This window comes from Streptomyces sp. DH41, from assembly GCF_029813785.1.
GTDB lineage: Bacteria > Actinomycetota > Actinomycetes > Streptomycetales > Streptomycetaceae > Streptomyces.
Genome location: NZ_JARVKY010000005.1, coordinates 302,369 through 321,000, shown reverse-complemented (window position 1 = coordinate 321,000; position 18,632 = coordinate 302,369). Strand labels below are relative to the sequence as shown.

Below are 18,632 nucleotides of genomic sequence, written 5' to 3'. Positions count from 1 at the left end.
TGCCACAGCCCGGCGAGGAGGACGAAGACCGGGCACCCGGCGTTCCGTCCGAGCCCCGCGGCCGAGGTCCGGGATCCCGGCCGTCCCCCACACCGCGTACCGGCCTCCCTGCCGCCGTACAGCACCCCGCCGTACAAGCCGTGACGCTGGTGGCGGGCCGGGCGCCGCCGCAACGCTGGGCCCATGCACATCTCCCTCGATCCGCGGACGCCGACCGGTTCGCCATGGCCTTCACCTCCACCCCGCGTGGCGCCCGTCTGGCCCGGCTCTTCGTCTCGCACTGCCTGGATGCCTGGGGGCACCCCTACGACGGCGACGTCAACGAGACGCTGACCCTGATCACCGCCGAGCTGTGCGCCAACGCCGTACGGCACGGGCGGGTCCCCGGCCGGGACTTCCACGTCCGGCTGGCCGTCGAGGCGTGCGGTGGGCGGCTGCGTGTGGAGGTCTCCGACACGCGCGCGGAACGCCGGCCCGTCGTGACCGACCCCACGGATCCCGACGCCGAGGCCGAGTCCGGCCGCGGTCTCCTCCTCGTCACCGCCCTGGCCGACGACTGGGGCGTCACCGAGCGCCACGGCGGCCCCGGCAAGACGGTGTGGGCGACCCTGAGTACGCGCCGGCCCTCGGCCGAATGACCACATCGGATACGCAGCCCGCTGACACCCGGCCCGAATGCGTTGAGCCACGACGTTCCGCTCGCGATCGACACGTATCGAGTGCGAGCGGCAGCCGCCCCTTCGCACCTACCCGATAGGTCCCCCATGCCCGGCCGTCTCCTCGAACTGCGCGTCGACCCGGTCGAACATGTGCGCATCCCTTTCATGCGTCACTGGCCATTGGCCGATCCCTCGCGACCGGCCTGCTCACCCTGTACCGGCGGCCCGTAGTCGGCTCGCGGCACCACGAGCCGGCCGGCGACGGAAGCGAGCCAGCCGCTGGGGCCGTACGGCGCCGGAGGATCGACCTCCATTCCCAGTTCGACGGCGGCAAGGGCGTAATCCGACTCGTCCAGGTCGAGGGCGAGGAGTTCGTGGAGCTCACCGGCGAGCCGGGCGGCCCGGCGGGACCGGGACTCGTCGCGCCGGCGGAGGCGCCGGCGCGGCTCGTCCGGCTGACCCACTCGGGGTAGCTTCCGGTCGCGGCACCCTCCATCGACCTCGTCGATCAGCGGCGCGAAAGGGGAGCCGAAGTCGATGCAAGGGCCGTCCCCTGCCGCGCCTTCCTTGATCGAACACGTTTGCTGGACGAGGCGTCGGTGGGTGATACTCCACCTCCCCCACCTGTCTTGTCGTACCTCTCCTGCCGTGAAGGACTCTGCCCGATGGGTGTGTTCGTGTGTGCGCAAAACGCCGTGGTGATCGTGGCCTCGATGGGCGGTGCGTGACCTGTGGAGATCGCTCGCATCGTCGTCATCGGACTCGCGGCCGCGGTCGGCGTCCTGTACTACCGCCGCACCATGGGCGGTTCCGTCTCCGGACGCCTGTCCCGGAAGGCCAAGGCGCTGGGCTTCCTTCCCCAGCGCAGGCAGGACTCCCAGCGGGCAGCCTCCGATCCCGAGCTGGAAGGGGCCAAGGCCGCGGCCTCCCGCGGCCGTTGGGAGCCGGCGGCGCAGTTGCTGGCCCGGACCAGGGAGCAGCGGGACTGGACGCGCCGCTCGTACTACGCCGCCGCGTTCGGCTCTCACGAGGCCGCGCGTCCTGACAGCTGGCTGGACGCGTGGCAGTCGGCGGTCGGCCAGGACGACCCGGACCTGGCACTCGTTCGAGCCGCCGCGAGGGTGTCACTGGCCTGGCATCTGAGGGGCGGCGGCTGGGCGAAGCACACCAGCCGGGAACAGTTCGCGGGTTTCCACGACGTACTGCTGCGAGCACCGCGGGAGAACGCGCGGGCCGCGGAGTTGAACCCGGAGGACCCCTCGCCGTACGTCTCCGAGATCTGGACCGCGCTCGGCCTCGGCTACTCGCACGAGGACATGCGGCGAGTCTGGGACGAGGTTACCGACCGGGACCCGTACCACTACCGCGCGCACTCCGCGGCGCTTCAGTACTGGTGCGCGAAGTGGCGTGGCTCGGAGGAACTGGCCACATCCTTCGCCCGGGAGGCCGCGGCGAACGCGCCTCTCGGCAGCCTCCTCACCGCCCTGCCGCTGGTCGCCTGGTACGAGCACCGCGACGACGACGCGCAGACGGCCGACTTCCGAGCCCCACAGGTGGTCGCCCTCGTCGACGCGGCTCTGGCGGACGTGGAAGCAGCCCCGTCGGACCATCCGGACACGTCCGCCGTACGGCACCTGCTGGCCTACTTCCTCACCCGACAGGGTCGCTACGACGCGGCGCTGGAGCAGTTCCGGCTGGTCGACGGTTGTGTGGACGCACTCCCGTGGAGGTACTGGGACGACCCCGCCTCCGTGTACTGCCTCTGGCGGAACAAGGCGCTCAGGGGATCGGGCCGGTTCTGAGAGCCGGCAAGCACCAGTTCATCTCGTGGGAGCGTGTCCGTCCTGCCCCACGGGCTCAGCGGGGACCGGCGCGGTGAGCCGGCCAGGGATCCGGCGGCGCGGCGACCACGTGGGACGGAGTGATCGCCGCAGCCGCTCAGGAGTGGGGTGCGACGGCAGGGCGAGCGCGGGGACCCTGTCAGCGGACGACGTCGAAGACGTTCTTCTGCAGGCCGTTGGCGTAGGCCTCGTGCTCGACGAGCTTCAGTTTCTGCGTGTCCTTGTCCGTGGCGCTGAAGAGCCGCTTGCCCGCACCGAGCAGGAGCGGGAAGACGATCAGGTGGTAGCGGTCGATCAGGCCGGCGTCCGAGAGGGCCTGGTTCAGGGAGGCGCTGCCGTGGACGATGATCGGGCCGCCCTCGGTCTCCTTGAGCGCGGCGACCTCGTCGAGTGAGCGCAGGATCGTCGTCTCGCCCCAGTTCGACACCAGGTCGTCCCCGGTGAGGGTGGTGGAGACGACGTACTTCGGCATCACCTTGTAGCCGGCGAAGTCCTCCATGTCGGGCCACACGGGGCTGAATGCCTCGTAGCTGGTCCGGCCCATCAGTATCGCGGTGGCTACCTTCTGCTCCTCGCCCTTGATGCCGAAGGCCTCGGGAAGGAACTCGACGTCCTTGAAGGTCCACCCCGAGTTGCGGTAGCCGGGCTCGCCGCCCGGGGCCTCCACGACGCCGTCGAGCGAGATGAAGGCGGTGCTGATCAGAGTGCGCATTAGAGGGATCCTCGGTATCTCGTGTCCGGTTCTCAGCGGGTTCGGTCGGTGCACGCTGCCGCCACACTCGTAGCTGCGGCGCACCGACCATGATCTCTGACTGCGGAACACGGAGAAACTCATCGGTCGTCGCCCGATCCCTTCCGGCGGCCTCGGTCATCCGGACGAAACGGCCACGTCTCTTGCGTCCAAGGTCAGGGTCAGGACGTGTCCGGCGGTCAGGACCACTGCTTCTCCGCGGCCCCTGACTGTCGTTCCGGTCCGCGTGAACTCCGGGGTGCGGCGGAGTCACCCTGCAACTATCCAGGGTCCCTGTGGTGCCCTCTTGGCGGACCATGTGCCTGACAAGGCCAGGGGTTCGCCGATGAGCGGGGAACCCGCGAGGGAGGAGCAGTACGGATGAGGATCAGACGACAGTTGGGTGCGCTGCTCACCGGAGCACTGCTCACGGTGGGGACGGCCCTCGGCACGGCTACTTCGGCGCAGGCTTACAACCCGGACCCGAGAGCCACGTTCAAGTACGTCGACACGGACAACTGCCCGTGCTCCGTCGGCGACTCGTACGACGGCACGTACTTCCGCCACGACCCCGACGGAAAGGCCGTCAAGATCAACCTGTACCACCCCGACTCGGGAGCCTGGCTGGGCAAGATCGAGTGGCACCCGTACGGTGAGAAGCTCTGGGTCTACGACACCAAGAACGACGGCGACACCTTCTACGTCCAGCTCGCGTACGCGACGGTCTCCAACGTCTACCCGGTGGGACCACTGGTCTCAGCGCCCGGAACGTCCGCCGCCGTCGAGTACACGACCCAGGACTACAACCTCAGCGAAGGCGCTGGGTACCACATCTCCGTGTATGACGACGCCGGCAAGGACGATCACATCACGTCAAGCAACATCATCATTGCCTGACGGCACGACAGCCGCCCCGCCGCCCGGACCGCGCCCACCGCGGTGACGTACGGGGGTCGGCCCGACGGGTGATGTCAGAGGTCACTCCTAAGGTGATCGAATGACGTCGACCACTGCCACAACCGACCCGCTGCCGACCGTAGAAGACTCCTGGGCGCGCATCGACGCCTGGCTCTCGGAACACGCTCCGCTGAGCCGGGCATGGCTGCGGGCGCCCGCTTCTCCTGGCGAGATAGCGGATGCCGAGCGGCGGCTCGGGGTGACGTTCCACCCCGAGCTCGTGGCCTCGCTCCGCTGCCACGACGGTGTCGAGCTGAAGGAGGGGGCGCCGGAGTTCGCACTCAAGGGCCCGTTCGCCGGTGTCGCGGACATCGTGAACCACGCTCTGTTCCTGCGGTCCATGGCTGAGGACATCGAGGACGAGTACGACGACGACGATGAGGACGAGGAGGAGGACGAGGACGAGGAGGCCGAGCTCAACGCCTACTGGCGTCACGAGTGGCTGCTGATCACCCATGGCGTCGCCTGGGACGCCCAGGACGGCTTGTTCCTCACGTGCCGCGAGGGCGACGACTACGGGCGCGTAGGGCGCTACTTCAACGAGGACGCTCCCTCGTTCACCGGCTGGACCTCGCTGGGTGCGGCTCTGTTCGCGTTCGCCGAGGCTCTGGAACGGCGGTTGCCCGTCGAGGGCCGGGTTCCGTTGGCTTTCGACGGAAAGCTGATTTGGGAGGAGGCCACGCGCACCGTCAAAGCGCGGCCCACCTCGCTGCTCGAGCTTGCCACGCGTACGCCCGAGCCCGAGCCCAAGCCCGAACCGGTGCGCCGGCAACCGGAGCCGGAGTCGGAGCCGCCGCAGAGCGGGGCGTACATCACGATCGGCTCCGGGAGGTCACGGACGCCTGGGCCCCGCCAGCCGGACCTGGTCTTCGCCGAAGGCATGACGGCGGAGGAACTGCTGCTGCGTGCGGGCGTGGTGCAGCGGGACACCATCCGTGAACGCACCCACGCACAGGCCGAACGGTCCGCGGCGAGTCCTTGGGCGGCGTCCCGGCCCTTGGTACGCGCAGGCCGGTGCGGTGACTGGGGGTTCCTTGTGCAGAGCGCCGGAACCAAGCAGCTGACCCGCCCGGAGGTACTGCGCAGGCTGTCCCGGGGCACCCGGATCGTGGCCCTGACCAAGCGGGGCCCGGAGGTGCGTCTCACCGTGTACGTCAACGGGCTCCCGCACGCCCAGGGCGCCCATGACCGCCTTGTCTCGTCGCCGCGGGAGGACTATGTGCGGCTCCCGGACGGCACGGAGGTGCGGTCGATCGGAGTCGATCCCTGGCCCGGGTCGACCACCGCGTACGTGGACTTCCTCGCCGGCCTGCGGGGCGGGTTCGGCATCGGCTTCGACCTCGAGCGCGCGCTCGACGAGCCACTGCTCAGTGGCCTCGTCCTACCTGTCCTGGATGATTTCCCCGAGTGGTCGTGCCGTCCTCCCTCGGAGGTACGTCGATTCGATCTGGGCGCGCTGGTCGAGCGCACGCCCACGCCCCGGCTGCGTACGGCGATGGCCGCGCAGCTGCGCAGACTCGCCGCGGAGACGGGCCTTGACACCTTCCCCGAAGTGACACGGGTCCTGGCGGTCGTCGACCGCGGTGAGACCCCGGAGCTCGCCGAGGACAGTCCTCTGGACCTGCTGATGCGAAGTCTCGCGGCCGAAGCAGCGGCGGCCCGGCCGGCACTGGAACCGTCCTGGCGTCGAGAGCGGGACGCACCCGAACCTCCTGTCACTCGGGACGACTTCGAGGCCTGGGAGCTACGAGCCGACGCAGCGGACGCGCTACGCCGCTTCCTCCGACTGCCGTTGCCGGTCGCCGCGGCGTCCGTCCTGCGCCACAGGCTCAGCGAGGACTGGCGCAGTGAGCTGTCCAGGGATCTGGCGCCGCGGCGACCCCTTCGGACGGAGTGATCGCCACAGCCTCTCGGGAGTCATGGGGACGACCATCTCGTGGCCAGAAGGCAGTTGTCCGCGTCGATCTTGGTGGTCGTCAACGGGAGTTCCGTATGTCTCCCGCGCCATGCCGGGCGCTGCTGCTCACAGCCCTGCCCGTGCCAGCAGCAGGGGCAGCGCATCCGACTTCACCTTCTGCACCGACCTCACCTGACCGAGGCGCAGGTCCTCCCTCGGCACGGGGTTGCCGAACAGTGCCTCCGTCGGCTCGGGCAACAGGGTCACGTAGACGCGGTAGCCGTACTCCGGGTCCTCGGGGTCCTCGTAGGGAACCTCGTCGATCTCGGCGACGGCGGCGACCGCCGACGTGGGGTGAGTGAAGAAGAACCACAGGCGGTCGCCCTTGTTCATGCGGTTGCACCGGCTCAGCCAAAGGTCGAGTTCGGGATCCTCACGGGCGAGGCGGTGAATGGTCTCGCTGGTGGAGGGCTCCCCGTCCAGGGTGTCCTTGTTCGGGTTGAGGATGTAGATCCAGTCCTCCACCGTTCCCCCTCGTCAGCCACGGCGCCCGACAGCCCGAGCGCGGATACCGGGTGCCATGGTGCCAGTCGGGAGAGCCATGCGCACCAAGGTTCGCGAGCCGGGATCGAGAAGCAGGCACTCGACATCGTCCTTACACGGTCCCCTGTCCCGCGGTCATCAGGAGAGGTAGTACGCGTCGAGCGGCGCGCGGGCCTCGGGGAACAGGGCCGGTCCGTCGTGTGGGATCGTCGGCCAGGCGCCCGACTGGGGGTTGAGTTCGACGAGTTGCTCGGTGGAGAGCGCGAAGACGACGCGGCCGAGGCCGGAGCGGACGAGGGCGCCCGCGCACATGCCGCAGGGCTGGCAGCTGGTGTACAGGGTGGTGCGTGAGGCGGTGTCGGGGGTGAGTTCGCGGGCTGCCCAGCGGGCGAGCTTCAGTTCCGGGTGGGCGGTGATGTCGTCGTCGCGTCGGACCGTGTTGTGGGCCTCGGTGAGGACCGTGCCGTCCGGGGCGGCGAGCAGGGAGCCGTAGGGGGCGTCCCCCAGGGTGACTGCGTGGGCCGCGACGGCGATCGCGCGGCGCAGGAGTGCCTCGTCGGCGGTGCTGATCACGATGTCGTCCTTCGATGGGTGGCGACGGCGGTGAGCGCCTGCCAGGCCGCGTCGGGCCGCCGGGTCTCTTCGGGGTCTCCGCGGTAGGGGTCGAGTACGACGGTTTCGGCGCCGAGCGCTCGCAGCTGGTCGAGGTCGTCGAGGACCTGTTCGAGGGTGCCGACGCCGGCGATGCGCTCGGGATCGTCGACCGGCGTGCCGGTCAGTCTCAGGGCGATGCGGGGCGCGAACCCCGGCAGGGTGTGTTGGGCCAGGACCGAGCGCATCCACGGGAGGGTGCCGTGCAACGGGTGCCAGGCGTCACCGTGTCCGATGGCGCGCCGGATTCCGGCCTCGCTGTTGCCGCCGACCCAGATGGGTACGGAGGTGGGGTTGTTGCTCCGCAGGGTTTCCAGGTGCTCGTCGGTGAGTCTGCCGCGTGCGCCGAAGGGTACGCCGAGTGCGTCGAACTCCTGGCGCGCCCAGCCGACGCCCACTCCGAGGACGAGCCGGCCCCCGCTCAGCCGGTCGAGGTTGGTCGCCATGCGGGCGGTGAGCAGCGGTGGCCGGTAGGGCAGGACGAGTACGGTCGTACCGAGGCGCACCCTGGTGGTGAGACCGGCCAGCCAGGACAGTGTGGTGAACGGCTCGTAGAACGGTTCCGGGTACCGTTCGGCCACGTCCGGCGTGACGGTCACGTGGTCCGACACCATGAGGAGGTCGAAGCCGAGGCCCTCCACGGTCCGGGCCCACTCGCGCAGCACGCCGGGGTCGGTCCCGGGTCCGAAGTTCGGTACGTTGACGCCAAGTTGCATGGCTGGAGGTTATCCCCGCGATCACCAGGGACTGAAGATGCTTCTCCTGGTCCTTACGGGTTTCTGCCGTGATTCTGCCGGTAGGCTCGCGCAATGGCCGCGAATCTCGACGACGTCGACTGGGCGATCATCAGCCAGTTGCAGCAGGAAGCCCGCGTCTCCCTCAGCGAGTTGGGGCGGCGCGTGAATCTCAGCCCGTCCGCCACCACCGAGCGGGTACGCCAGTTGGAGGCGTTGGGTGTCATCACCGGCTACCGGGCGACGGTCGACCTGGCGAAGGTCGGCTATCCGGTGCTCGCCGTCGTCCGTCTCAAGTACCCGGGCAACCGCCACCAGCCGCTGCGGCGACTGCTCGACGAGCGACACGAGATCTTGGAGTGCCTGCGTACGACAGGGGACGACTGCTACACGCTGAAGGTGGCCGCGACGTCCATGGGGCACTTGGAGACCCTCATGGACGAGCTGGCCGGCTTCGGCAGTACGACCACCAGTGTCGTCTACAACCAGACCTTGCCGTACCGCGGGCCCGTCCGGCCCGAGCCCCTGACCGGCCCGCGCCCCTGACCGGCCGGGCACTGACGCGTCGGTCGGCGGGGGTCGCCGCCGGTCGTGCCGTGCCCTTGGCCGGCCGTGGCCGCCGCGGTTCAGTGGCCGTTGCCCAGCGCCCTCAGCAGCATCGGCAGCGAAGCGTGCAGCTCCCGCTCCCAGTACGCCCAGCCATGCGTTCCGGGGCCGTAGAAGTTGGTGGTCACGTGCCGTGCCCCCACCCGCTTCAGCTCCGCGGCGAGGGCGTGGTTCTGCCGGTTGAAGTCGGCCTCCAGAGCACTGGTGCTCCCTGGTGTGTCCAGGGGTCCCGTGGTGCCGTCGCCGCAGGACAGGTAGACCGGGATCGACCGGAGTCGTTTGGCGAGGTGGAAGGGGTCGTGGGCCCGCCATATGTGGCGTTGGGCGACCGGGTCGCCCCAGACGCGGAGCGGGTCGTTGTCCTGGCCGGCGAAGAAGCCCATGACGCGGTCGACCGACTCGTCGTTCAGGAGGGGGTGCGCGGAACCGGAGTAGGCCGCTGTCGCCCTGAACATGCCGGGGTGCCTGGCGGCGTACAGCAGGGCGCCCTGGCCGCCCATGGAGAGGCCGGCCACCACGCGGTTGGTGCCCGCGCCCCAGTCACGTTCCAGGAGGCGGCGCAGCTCCACGGTGTGGAAGGTCTCCCATGCGGGGTCGCCGCCCTCGCCGTGGTTCCACCAGTCGCTGTACCAGCCGTTCCAGCCGGCCTCGGGCATGACGACCAGGACGTCGCGCAGGCTGTCGGTCCGCGCCACGTCCGTCATGCTCGTCCACGACGTGTAGTCGCCGCAGCAGCCGTGCAGCAGCCAGAGGGTGGGCCATTGCTGTCGGTGGCGTCGGTCGTGCGGGTTCCAGCCGTCCGGGGTCAGGAGACGGACCTTGACCGTGCGGCCTCCGAGGGCCGTCGAGCGGACCGACAGGTCGACCTGCCGGTCCGCCACCTGGGTGACGGCGACGACTTCGGCGCCGGGGCGGGCGGCGCCCTGCTGCCCGGTGGCCAGTGCCGGGGCGGTCGGTGCGAGGGTGGCCAGCAGTACGGCCAGGATCAGGAGGACCCTGGCTCTGAAGGCGGGCAGGACGGTTGTTGGCACGTTCGCGGACACTGCGGCTCCCTGGGGTGGGTTGCTGTTCGTCGCGCTGTGGTGCGGGTCTTCGGTCTTCGTGTCTTCGGGGGTTTGTGTCTCCGGGTCTCCGGGTCTTCGGGTCTCCGGGTCTTCGTGCGGGGACCTGGACGTCAGTTCCCGTGCCTGCGGGGCAGGATCAGCAACGCGTCGCCGACAGGGCGTTCGCCTGCGGCGTCCGACGGCTCGTTGATCACGTCGCCGTTCGTCACCATCGTCGTCGAACCGCCGCCGTCGAGGTTGACCGCGTCGCGCAGGCCCAGTGACTTGGCGACCTTCGCGCTCTCGCCGATGCTGAGCCCGAGGGAGTCGGTGCTGCGTCCGTCGGCGGTGACCAGGACGGTGCGGCCGGCGGCGTCCACTCCGGCCAGGGTGCGCGGGTTGCGCTTGTGGACCCAGCCGTAGTACCAGCTCGGGTCGCCGGGGTGCACCATGCCGTCGGTGGCGGGCGTGACGTGGAGCCGTCCGTCGCGGACGAGTTCGGGGCCCGCGTTCAGGATGTCGGTCCGGGGTGAGGGTGAGACGCGGTGACCGCGTTCGTCGAGCAGGGTCGTGCTGACGCGGAGGCGGTGGCCCGTGTGTGCCAGGGCGGTCAGGTCGGCGACGCGCCGGCCGGTTGCCTGGACCGAGCTGCCGCCCGGCGGGAGTTCTCCGCCTCGTGGTGAGCGCAGCTCCACGACCCGGTCGTGGGCGTCCAGTACGGCCTCCAGGCCTTCACCCTGGGGAGTGTGCCGGCCGTAGTCCGGTGTGAAGGCGACCAGTTCGTCGGGGTTGGTGCACGTCACGTCGTGCAGGGGCAGGGCGGTGGGAACGTCGCCCTCGGTGCCGCCGCAGTTGCGGATCAGGCCGGGGACGCGGTTGACACCGTTCAGGCGGAGGGTGGACTCCCGGCCGGTGACCTGGCCCCGCCAGGTGAGACGGGTGACGTCCGTTCGCCGGCCGTTGTCGTGGATCACCAGGCTGGGGCGGCCGGCCACCGGCTCGCTCAGCAGGCGTCCGTCGTACACGCCCACGCCTGCCGGGTCGCCCGGCGCGCCCGCCTTGGGGTCGAGGACGAAGAATCCGGCGTTGACGGCGGCGGTCGCGTCGGCCGACTTCGACAGTTCGCTGGTGGTCTCCCGCTGCTCCAGGTCGGGGCCGTACGACGCGTCGAGGCTCCCGCGGAACCTGCGCGGGTCGATGGTGAGCACGTCGACGCGCCATGGGCCGCGGTCCGTGGCGTCGCCGTCCCAGCCCGTGTACACGGCGGATCCCGAGTAGCCGGCCGTCCGGAGGCGGGTGCGTTCGGTCGTCGCGGCGGACTGCGAGTCGTACGTTCCGATGCGGACCCGCCAGCCGAGGGTGCCGCCGGCGTAGTCGGCCGCCTTCGGTGTGGTCACCTGTTCCACCCTGGCCTGGAAGCCGTCGCGCTTCAGCTCGGCGGCCAGTTCGTCGGCGCTCGCCCTGTCCTTCAGGGCGGTCGGCGGCGCGTCGGGGTCCGGCGAGGTGACGCCGCCGGGGATGGAGACCTCGACCGTCCAGTGCTGCGACGGGTCGTGCGACGGATCTTCGGCGCCGCGCACGATGCGGGTGAGGGTGACGCCCGGTTGAAGTGTCGTGGTGGTGCGCGTCTCGGGCAGGTCTGTGCGGCCCAGGGGCAGGGCATGCCGGTCCGGTTGGACGGCTGGTGCCGACGCCTGCGCCGGTAGTGCGCCCACCGTGACCAGGACGCCGAGGACGGCACCCGCACCGCACAGTCTCTTCTTCATCTGCCTCTTCTTCATCTGCACCGTATGGATCGAAGACCGGGGACGAACATCGCCATCCTCTCCGCTCACTTCTGACACAGACATGGACAGCCGCCCAACGTCCACTGCACAAGTAGCGACCGGATTCAGCGCAGCGTCAAGGTCCGGACCGGGCTCTCAGCCGTAGCAGGCCGGGAGGGGCTCCAGACCTTGCGGCACCCCGTACTCGAAGACCGCCGTGTACGCCTCCGCGATGTTGCAGCCCCTGTCGAACCACGGGTAGGCGAACCCGCTCCAGATCAGGAGGACGACGATCAGCGCGTTGCGCGTCACCTTTGACATGTATGCGATTATTCCGTCCGGCTCACCGGAATATGCCGCACCGCCTTCTTCCCTACGTGGCGACTCGGCTGGGCTGTTCGCGCCTGCCGGGTCGGTCCGCATCAGCCGCGCCCTGACGGACGGACACGCCGGAGAGGGGCAGGGGGCTGCCCCTGTTTCCGCCCGTGCTCGGCGAGACAGTACGGATGCGTCATCGACGAGACGGGCGCGCCGACTTCGGGGATGTCGGCCGTGCCGTCGGCGGTGGTGTCCTTTCCCTGACTCGCCGCCCCCGGCCCGGGGGCTGTCCCCTCCCGCGCGGGAGGGGACAGCCCGGCCGCTACCGCGCCGGTGTCGACGCCGCTGTCGGCGCCGGGGCGTAGCCGGTGGGCCGGGCGGTGAAGGTGCCTCGGCCCTGGGTGCGGCTGCGCAGCCGGGTCGCGTAGCCGAACAGTTCGGCCAGCGGCACGGTGGCCGTGACGGCCGCCGCGCCGCCCCGCGTGTCGGAGCCGGTGACCCGGCCGCGGCGGGCGGCCAGGTCACCGAGCACGCCACCGACCGCGTCCTCGGGGACGGTGACCGTGACCTCGACGACCGGTTCCAGCAGGACCATCGCCGAGGCGCGCAGAGCGTCGCGGAGACCGAGCCTGCCCGCGGTGCGGAAGGCGGTGTCCGAGGAGTCCTTCACATGGGTCTGGCCGTCGGTGAGCGTCACTCTCAGGCCGGTCACCGGGTGCCCGCCGAGCGGACCCGTGGCCAGGGCGTCCCGGCAGCCGGCCTCGACGGCCCGGACGAACTCCTGCGGAACGCGCCCGCCGACGACCGCCGAGCGGAACACGAAACCGCCCTCGTCCCCGTTCCCCTCCCACGGCTCCACGTCGAGTACGACGTGCGCGAACTGTCCCGCGCCGCCGTCCTGTTTGACGTGCCGGAAGACGAAACCGGACACGCCTTCACCGACCGTCTCCCGGTACGCCACGCCCGGACGGCCGACGGCGACCTCGATCCCGTGCTCGCGCCGTACGCGCTCCACCGCCACCTCCAGGTGCAGTTCGCCCATGCCCGACAGCACGGTCTGGCCTGTCTCCGGGTCGGTCCGCACGGCCAGCGAGGGGTCCTCCTCGGTCAGTCTGGCCAGCGCCGAGGCCAGCCGGTCGGTGTCGGTGGAGCGACGGGCTTCCACCGCCACGTGCACGACCGGCTCGGCCACCCCCAAAGGCTCCAGGAGGAGTGGGGCGCCCGGCGCGCACAGCGTCGAGCCGGCGCGGGCGGACTTCAGCCCGACCACGGCGACGATGTCCCCGGCGACCGCCCGCTCCAGCGGGTCGTGGCGGTCGGCCCGCACCCGCAGGATGCGGCCGATGCGCTCGGTGCGGCGCGTGCCCGCGTCCCACACGGTGTCTCCCTTCTCGATCGTGCCCGAGTAGACCCTCAGGTAGGTCATTCGTCCCGTCGGGGTGGCGTTCACCTTGAACGCCAGTGCCACCATCGGTGCCGCCGGGTCGGCGGGCCGGTCCTGCTCCGTGCCGTCGTGGGTGCCGCGTACCGGAGGCACGTCCAGCGGCGACGGCAGGTAGGTCACGATGGCGTCCAGCAGGGGTTCGACACCGCGGTTGCGGTAGGCGGAGCCGCACAGCACCACCACGCCGTCGCCGCCGCGCGTCAGGTCGCGCAGGGCGGCGGCGAGGGTGGCCGCGCTGAGCGCCTCCCGGTCGCAGAACTCCTCCAGCGCGGCCGGGTGGCGTTCCGCCACCGTCTCCTCCAGCAGTCGCCTTCTGCGGGCCGCCTCCTCGCGCAGGGCATCGGGCACCGGTCCCTCCTCGGCCGCCTCCGCACCATCGGCCCACGTCAGGGCGCGCATGCTCAGCAGGTCGACGACGCCGGTGAATCCGTCCTCCGTCCCGATGGGCAGCTGCACCACCAGGGGCGCAGGGTGCAGCCGCTCGCGGATCGAGGCGACGGCCGTGTCGAGGTCGGCGCCCGCCCGGTCCATCTTGTTGACGAACGCGATCCTCGGCACACCGTGCCGGTCGGCCTGCCGCCACACGGACTCGCTCTGCGGTTCCACACCGGCGACGGCGTCGAACACGGCGACCGCGCCGTCCAGCACGCGCAGGGAGCGCTCGACCTCGTCGGCGAAGTCCACGTGTCCCGGGGTGTCGATCAGGTTGATCCGGTGACCGCTCCAGGAACAGCTGATCGCCGCGGCGAAGATGGTGATGCCGCGATCGCGCTCCTGCGGGTCGAAGTCGGTGACGGTGGTGCCGTCGTGGACCTCACCGCGCTTGTACGTGGTGCCGGTGGTGTAGAGGATCCGCTCGGTCACCGTGGTCTTGCCGGCGTCGACGTGGGCGAGGATGCCCAGGTTGCGGACGGTGGTGAGGGGGTTGGTGTGGGTGCGCACGGCCCGTGGCCTTTCGCTCATGCGTGAACAGGGCGACGCGATTCCCGGGACGAGGGCGGGACGGGGAGACGGCCCGCCGCGAGAGGGCGGGCGTGACGGTACGTCAGATGCTCGTCGCGGGCATCCGGTGCCGGCCGCGCAGCGGACACCGGACGGCCGAAGACACCAGGATCACCTCGTACCGGGACGGGGGAACGACGGCAGCGGTGCGGATACGCACGGCCCGGCTCCCCTCACTCGATCTCGGTGTCGTGGTGAGTGTAGGAAATCCGCGAGGGACACCGCATCGGGTTTTCCACGGCGCTCCCGGCACCCGGACAACGCGAAATGCCGACCGGAATCACTCCCGGTCGGCATGTCACCTTTTGCCTGATCTTGTGTCCGAGGGGGGACTTGAACCCCCACGCCCGATAAAGGGCACTAGCACCTCAAGCTAGCGCGTCTGCCATTCCGCCACCCGGACTAGGTGTCTGCCGCCTGTGCGGGCTGTTCCCCGCGGCGACATGGACAACCATACCAAGGTTTCGCAGTGCCTTTCACCTGCGTTTCCTTCCCCTGCCCCGGGCTCGCCCTCCCTCCGGCCCTCCGCCTGGGCGGCGGTCCGGGACCGGCGGCTCCGCCACACCCGGGGCCGCACCGTGAGTAACCGGACAGCTACTCGCAGCGCGCTTCCGGTGCGACCCCGTGCTTCCGGGCCACCCGCACCAGCCGCGCAATGCGCACGTCCCGCAGCACAGCGGCTGCGCGTCGTGAGCGGCCCATGTGTGTCCAGCTGATCAGGACGAGAAGTGTGCGGGGCGAGGGCGGGCCTTCGCCGTGCTGCCGGAGCCGACCTGGTCCGAACGACACCTCTAGGGCATGAGGTGGTGGTCCGGGAAGTTCCCGGGCAGCCGCTCCCCCGCCGGGCCGCGCGTGACGGCGCGCACCAGCAGGTCGCCGCCGACGAAGGCACCGCGCCAGGACGCGCCGTGCCCGCCGAACAGCTCGTCGCGGTCACCGCGGGAGCGCGGGACACCGTGGCCGACCTTGAAGGCTCGGATCTGCGGCGCCAGCCTGTCGTAGGTCGCCGGGTCGTCCGTGGAGAGGGTGGCGACCAGTGCGCCGTTGGACGCGTTCATGGCGGCGAGCAGTTCGGCCTCGGTGTCGACCAGGACGATGGTGTCGACCGGGCCGAAGGGTTCCGCGTGGTGCAGCGGCGACGACCGGGGCGGGTTCAGGAGCGTGACCGGCTGCACATAGGCCGAGGTGTCCTGGCCCGGCAGGAACCGTGCGTCGTCCGCGCTGCCGCGGTGCAGCGGTACGGCGCCGCGGTCGACGGCCTCGGCCACCTGGTCCCCCAGCTCCTTCGCCTTGGCCGCGTTGATCACCGGCCCGAAGTCGAGGTCCGGGTACGGGTCGTCCGGTGCCCGGACGGCGAGTGGGTGGCCGACCCGCAGCGTGCGCACGGCCGGGAGGTACGCCGCGAGGAACGCGTCGAACAGCTGCCGCTGGACGACGAAGCGCGGGTACGCCGTGCAGCGCTGTTTGCCGTAGTCGAAGAGCTTCGGGATCGTCGCGGTGAGCGTGTCCCAGTCCGTGAAGTTCCAGATACCCCAGGTGTTGAGTCCTTCCTGTTCGAGGATGTGCCGTTTGCCGAGGTCGGCGACGGTCGTGGCGACGGCGGCGCCGGTGTCGCGGCCGCCGACGAAGGAGACGCAGCCGATCTCGGGCGACCGCACGAGCGCCTCGGACAGCTCACCTCCGCTGCCGCTGACGAGGGTGACGGGGATTCCCTCGCGGGCGGCGAGTGCACAGGCCAGGGTGAGACAGGCGACGCCGCCGTCGGTCGGGGTCTTGGCGATGACCGCGTTGCCCGCCAGGGCCTGTACCAGTAATGCGTGAACGAGCACGCTCATCGGGTAGTTCCAGCTCGCGATGTTGGACACCGGGCCGTCCAGCGGGGCCCGGCCCTCGATCATTTCGTCGATGCCGTCGACGTACCAGCGCACTCCGTCGACGGCCCGGTCGACGTCGGCCTGTGCGAGCCGCCACGGCTTGCCGATCTCCCGGACGAGCAGGAGCGCGAGCAGTTCGCGGTGCTGGGCGAGGGCGTCGAGGGTGGCGGCGACGCGGGCGCGGCGTTCGGGCAGGGGGACGTGGCGCCAGGCGCGGTGCTGGTCGAGCGAGGCGCGTACGGCTCGACGGGCGGTGGCCCGGTCGAGGCGGGGCGGGCCGGCGATCGGGCTGCCGTCGACGGGGCTGGTGGCGGGCAGGACCCGGCCGTCCGCCCGCCAGCCGGCGTTCCAGAGGTTGAGGACGCGGTCGTCCCGGAACGCCTCGGGGGCGACGGCGAGGCAGCGTCGCCAGGCGTCGGTCCAGGAGGTGCCGGACTTGAGGGTGAGGACGGCGCCCTCGGCACCGGCCGTCATACCGGGGCTCCGTCCCGTGCCACGCCGCCGAGTGCGGCGACGACGTGCCGTGCCGTCTCGGTCGGTGTGCTCCCGACCCGCACTCCGGCCGCCTCCAGGGCTTCCTTCTTCGCCCGCGCCGTGCCCGAGGAGCCGGACACGATCGCGCCGGCGTGGCCCATGGTCCGGCCCTCGGGCGCGGTGAAGCCGGCGACGTAGCCGACGACCGGCTTGGTGACGTGGTCGCGGATGTAGGCCGCCGCGCGTTCCTCCGCGTCACCGCCGATCTCGCCGATGAGGACGATCAGTTCGGTGTCGGGGTCGTCCTGGAAGGCGGCGAGGCAGTCGATGTGACTGGTGCCGACCACCGGGTCGCCGCCGATGCCGACGCAGGACGAGAAGCCGATGTCGCGGAGTTCGTACATGAGCTGGTACGTGAGCGTGCCCGACTTGGAGACCAGGCCGATGCGGCCGGGCCTGGTGATGTCGGGCGGGATGATGCCCGCGTTGGACTGGCCGGGGCTGATCAGGCCGGGGCAGTTGGGGCCGATGACCCTGGTGCCCCTGGCCTTGGCGTACGCGGTGAAGGCTACGGAGTCGTGGACGGGGACGCCCTCGGTGATGACGACGGCGAGCGCGATGCCGGCGTCGACGGCCTCCACCACCGCGCCCTTGGCGAAGGCCGGCGGCACGAACACGACGGTGACGTCGGCGCCGGTGCGTTCGACGCCCTCGCGCACCGAGCCGAAGACCGGCACGGCACGCTCGTCGAAGTGGACGGTGCGGCCCGCCTTGCGCGGGTTGACGCCGCCCGTCACGTTCGTGCCGGCGGCCAGCATGCGGCGGGTGTGCTTCATGCCCTCGGCGCCGGTCATGCCCTGGACGAGGACCTTGCTCTCCTTGGTGAGGTAGATCGTCATGTCGTCGTGTCTCCTTATGCCGCGGTGGCGAGTCGGGCGGCACGGCGGGCGGCGCCGTCCATGGTGGTGGCCTGTTCGACGAGCGGGTGTGCGTGTGCGTCGAGGACGGCCCGGCCCCGGGCGGCGTTGTTGCCGTCGAGGCGTACGACGAGCGGTTTGGTCGGCCGGACCTCGTCCAGGGCCCGGACGATGCCGTCGGCGACCGCGTCGCAGGCGGTGATGCCGCCGAAGACGTTGACGAGGACGGACTTCACGGCGGGGTCGGAGAGGATCACGGAGAGTCCGTCGGCCATGACCCGGGCGGAGGCGCCGCCGCCGATGTCGAGGAAGTTGGCGGGTCGGGCGCCGCAGCCGGCGACGACGTCGAGGGTCGACATGACCAGTCCGGCGCCGTTGCCGATGACGCCGACCTCGCCGTCGAGCTTCACGTAGTTCAGGCCCTTGGCCGCCGCCCTCACCTCCAGCCGCTCGGCGGGCACCTCCCGCTCACCTCCCCAACGGGTGCGCCGGAACCGGGCGTTGTCGTCCAGGGTGACCTTGCCGTCGAGGGCGACGATCCTGCCCTGGACCGTCCTGACCAGCGGGTTGATCTCGACGAGGAGGGCGTCCTCGCGGACCAGTGCCTTCCACAGCCGGACGAGCGTGTCGACGGTCTGCGGGGGCAGGCCGGCGGCGTCCGCGATGCGTACCGCCATGGCCGTGTGCACGCCCGTGGCCGGGTCGACGGGGATGCGTGCCACGACCTCGGGCCGCTTGGCCGCCACCTCCTCGATCTCCGTGCCACCCTCCGCCGAGGCGATCGCGAGGAAACGGCCGGCCGCTCGGTCGAGGACGTAGGAGACGTAGAACTCCCGCTCGATGTCGAACGGTTCGGCGAGCATCACCGTGCCGACCTTGTGGCCCTTGATGTCCATGCCGAGGATGTGCCGTGCCGCTTCCTCGGCGGCGGCCGGGTCGGCGGCGAGCCGTACTCCGCCCGCCTTGCCGCGCCCGCCGGTCCTCACCTGCGCCTTGACGACGACGCGTCCGCCGAGCGCTCGGGCGATCTCGCGGACCCGTTCGGGCGAGTCGGTGACCTCTGCCCTCGGTACCGCGATGCCGTGCTCCGCGAGGAGTTCCCTTGCCTGGTGCTCGTACAGGTCCATTCCGGCTCCTGACTGAAAGTGCCGCACGCCCCCTGGACACCACCCACCG

The 18,632-nt window shown here is 70.9% G+C and carries 16 protein-coding genes, 1 tRNA gene and 1 pseudogene; 5 read left to right on the top strand and 13 right to left on the bottom strand.

Going from position 1 to position 18,632, the window contains the following annotated elements:
* Window positions 1-224: 224 nt before the first annotated feature.
* On the top strand, window positions 225-638 hold the full coding sequence (locus QC283_RS12020; RefSeq protein ID WP_279561429.1) for an ATP-binding protein: 414 nt from the start codon (window positions 225-227) through the stop codon (window positions 636-638).
* A 191-nt stretch (window positions 639-829) separates the two neighbouring features.
* Here QC283_RS12020 and QC283_RS12015 read toward each other — a convergent pair.
* Window positions 830-1,084: pseudogene (locus tag QC283_RS12015) on the bottom strand (contact-dependent growth inhibition system immunity protein); the annotation flags it as partial.
* A 306-nt stretch (window positions 1,085-1,390) separates the two neighbouring features.
* On the opposite strand from QC283_RS12015, the gene QC283_RS12010 reads away from it, so the two are divergent.
* Entirely contained in the window at window positions 1,391-2,461 is a 1,071-nt protein-coding gene (locus QC283_RS12010) for a hypothetical protein (protein WP_279561427.1), read from the top strand.
* 178 nt (window positions 2,462-2,639) lie between these two features.
* On the opposite strand, the gene QC283_RS12005 is transcribed toward QC283_RS12010, so the two are convergent.
* Complete coding sequence (locus QC283_RS12005) at window positions 2,640-3,212, bottom strand: dihydrofolate reductase family protein (RefSeq protein WP_279561426.1); 573 nt, start codon at window positions 3,210-3,212, stop codon at window positions 2,640-2,642.
* 399 nt (window positions 3,213-3,611) lie between these two features.
* On the opposite strand from QC283_RS12005, the gene QC283_RS12000 reads away from it, so the two are divergent.
* Both QC283_RS12000 and QC283_RS11995 read left to right on the top strand, forming a co-directional pair.
* The gene (locus QC283_RS12000) at window positions 3,612-4,127 is read left to right on the top strand and encodes a hypothetical protein (RefSeq protein WP_279561425.1); all 516 of its coding nucleotides are present in this window, start codon (window positions 3,612-3,614) and stop codon (window positions 4,125-4,127) included.
* Window positions 4,128-4,227: 100 nt separating this feature from the next.
* Window positions 4,228-6,084, top strand: coding sequence for an SMI1/KNR4 family protein (locus tag QC283_RS11995; protein WP_279561424.1), 1,857 nt, complete (start codon window positions 4,228-4,230; stop codon window positions 6,082-6,084).
* A 126-nt stretch (window positions 6,085-6,210) separates the two neighbouring features.
* On the opposite strand, the gene QC283_RS11990 is transcribed toward QC283_RS11995, so the two are convergent.
* The 3 genes from QC283_RS11990 to QC283_RS11980 form a co-directional block, all read right to left on the bottom strand.
* Window positions 6,211-6,609 (bottom strand): hypothetical protein, encoded by a 399-nt coding sequence (locus QC283_RS11990; protein ID WP_279561423.1) that lies wholly within the window; start codon window positions 6,607-6,609, stop codon window positions 6,211-6,213.
* A gap of 156 nt (window positions 6,610-6,765) precedes the next feature.
* Window positions 6,766-7,200, bottom strand: a complete 435-nt coding sequence (locus QC283_RS11985; RefSeq protein ID WP_279561422.1) for a nucleoside deaminase — start codon at window positions 7,198-7,200, stop codon at window positions 6,766-6,768.
* Window positions 7,197-7,994: an LLM class flavin-dependent oxidoreductase gene (locus QC283_RS11980; RefSeq protein WP_279561421.1), complete on the bottom strand. Its 798-nt coding sequence runs from the start codon at window positions 7,992-7,994 to the stop codon at window positions 7,197-7,199. The genes QC283_RS11985 and QC283_RS11980 overlap by 4 nt, the downstream gene beginning before the upstream one ends.
* A 93-nt stretch (window positions 7,995-8,087) precedes the next feature.
* Between QC283_RS11980 and QC283_RS11975 the strand changes: the two genes are divergently transcribed.
* Complete coding sequence (locus tag QC283_RS11975) at window positions 8,088-8,558, top strand: Lrp/AsnC family transcriptional regulator (protein ID WP_279561420.1); 471 nt, start codon at window positions 8,088-8,090, stop codon at window positions 8,556-8,558.
* Window positions 8,559-8,638: 80 nt separating this feature from the next.
* Here the strand turns inward: QC283_RS11975 and QC283_RS11970 are convergent, their stop codons facing one another.
* The 8 genes from QC283_RS11970 to sucC form a co-directional block, all read right to left on the bottom strand.
* Window positions 8,639-9,661, bottom strand: coding sequence for an alpha/beta hydrolase (locus QC283_RS11970; protein WP_279561419.1), 1,023 nt, complete (start codon window positions 9,659-9,661; stop codon window positions 8,639-8,641).
* Between the two features lie 131 nt (window positions 9,662-9,792).
* Window positions 9,793-11,427 (bottom strand): phosphodiester glycosidase family protein, encoded by a 1,635-nt coding sequence (locus QC283_RS11965; RefSeq protein WP_279561418.1) that lies wholly within the window; start codon window positions 11,425-11,427, stop codon window positions 9,793-9,795.
* Between the two features lie 156 nt (window positions 11,428-11,583).
* Window positions 11,584-11,748, bottom strand: coding sequence for a hypothetical protein (locus tag QC283_RS11960; protein WP_279561417.1), 165 nt, complete (start codon window positions 11,746-11,748; stop codon window positions 11,584-11,586).
* A gap of 319 nt (window positions 11,749-12,067) precedes the next feature.
* Entirely contained in the window at window positions 12,068-14,152 is a 2,085-nt protein-coding gene (gene fusA / locus QC283_RS11955; protein ID WP_279561416.1) for an elongation factor G, read from the bottom strand.
* Window positions 14,153-14,509: 357 nt separating this feature from the next.
* Window positions 14,510-14,594 (bottom strand) — tRNA-Leu (locus QC283_RS11950).
* A 388-nt stretch (window positions 14,595-14,982) separates the two neighbouring features.
* Window positions 14,983-16,539 carry an aldehyde dehydrogenase family protein gene (locus QC283_RS11945; RefSeq protein ID WP_279561415.1) on the bottom strand — a complete coding sequence of 519 codons (1,557 nt, stop codon included), beginning with the start codon at window positions 16,537-16,539 and terminating at the stop codon, window positions 14,983-14,985.
* Window positions 16,536-17,438: a succinate--CoA ligase subunit alpha gene (gene sucD / locus QC283_RS11940; protein WP_279561414.1), complete on the bottom strand. Its 903-nt coding sequence runs from the start codon at window positions 17,436-17,438 to the stop codon at window positions 16,536-16,538. Before sucD ends, QC283_RS11945 begins: the two co-directional genes overlap by 4 nt.
* A 14-nt stretch (window positions 17,439-17,452) precedes the next feature.
* Entirely contained in the window at window positions 17,453-18,583 is a 1,131-nt protein-coding gene (gene sucC, locus QC283_RS11935; protein ID WP_279561413.1) for an ADP-forming succinate--CoA ligase subunit beta, read from the bottom strand.
* Window positions 18,584-18,632 lie beyond the last annotated feature (49 nt).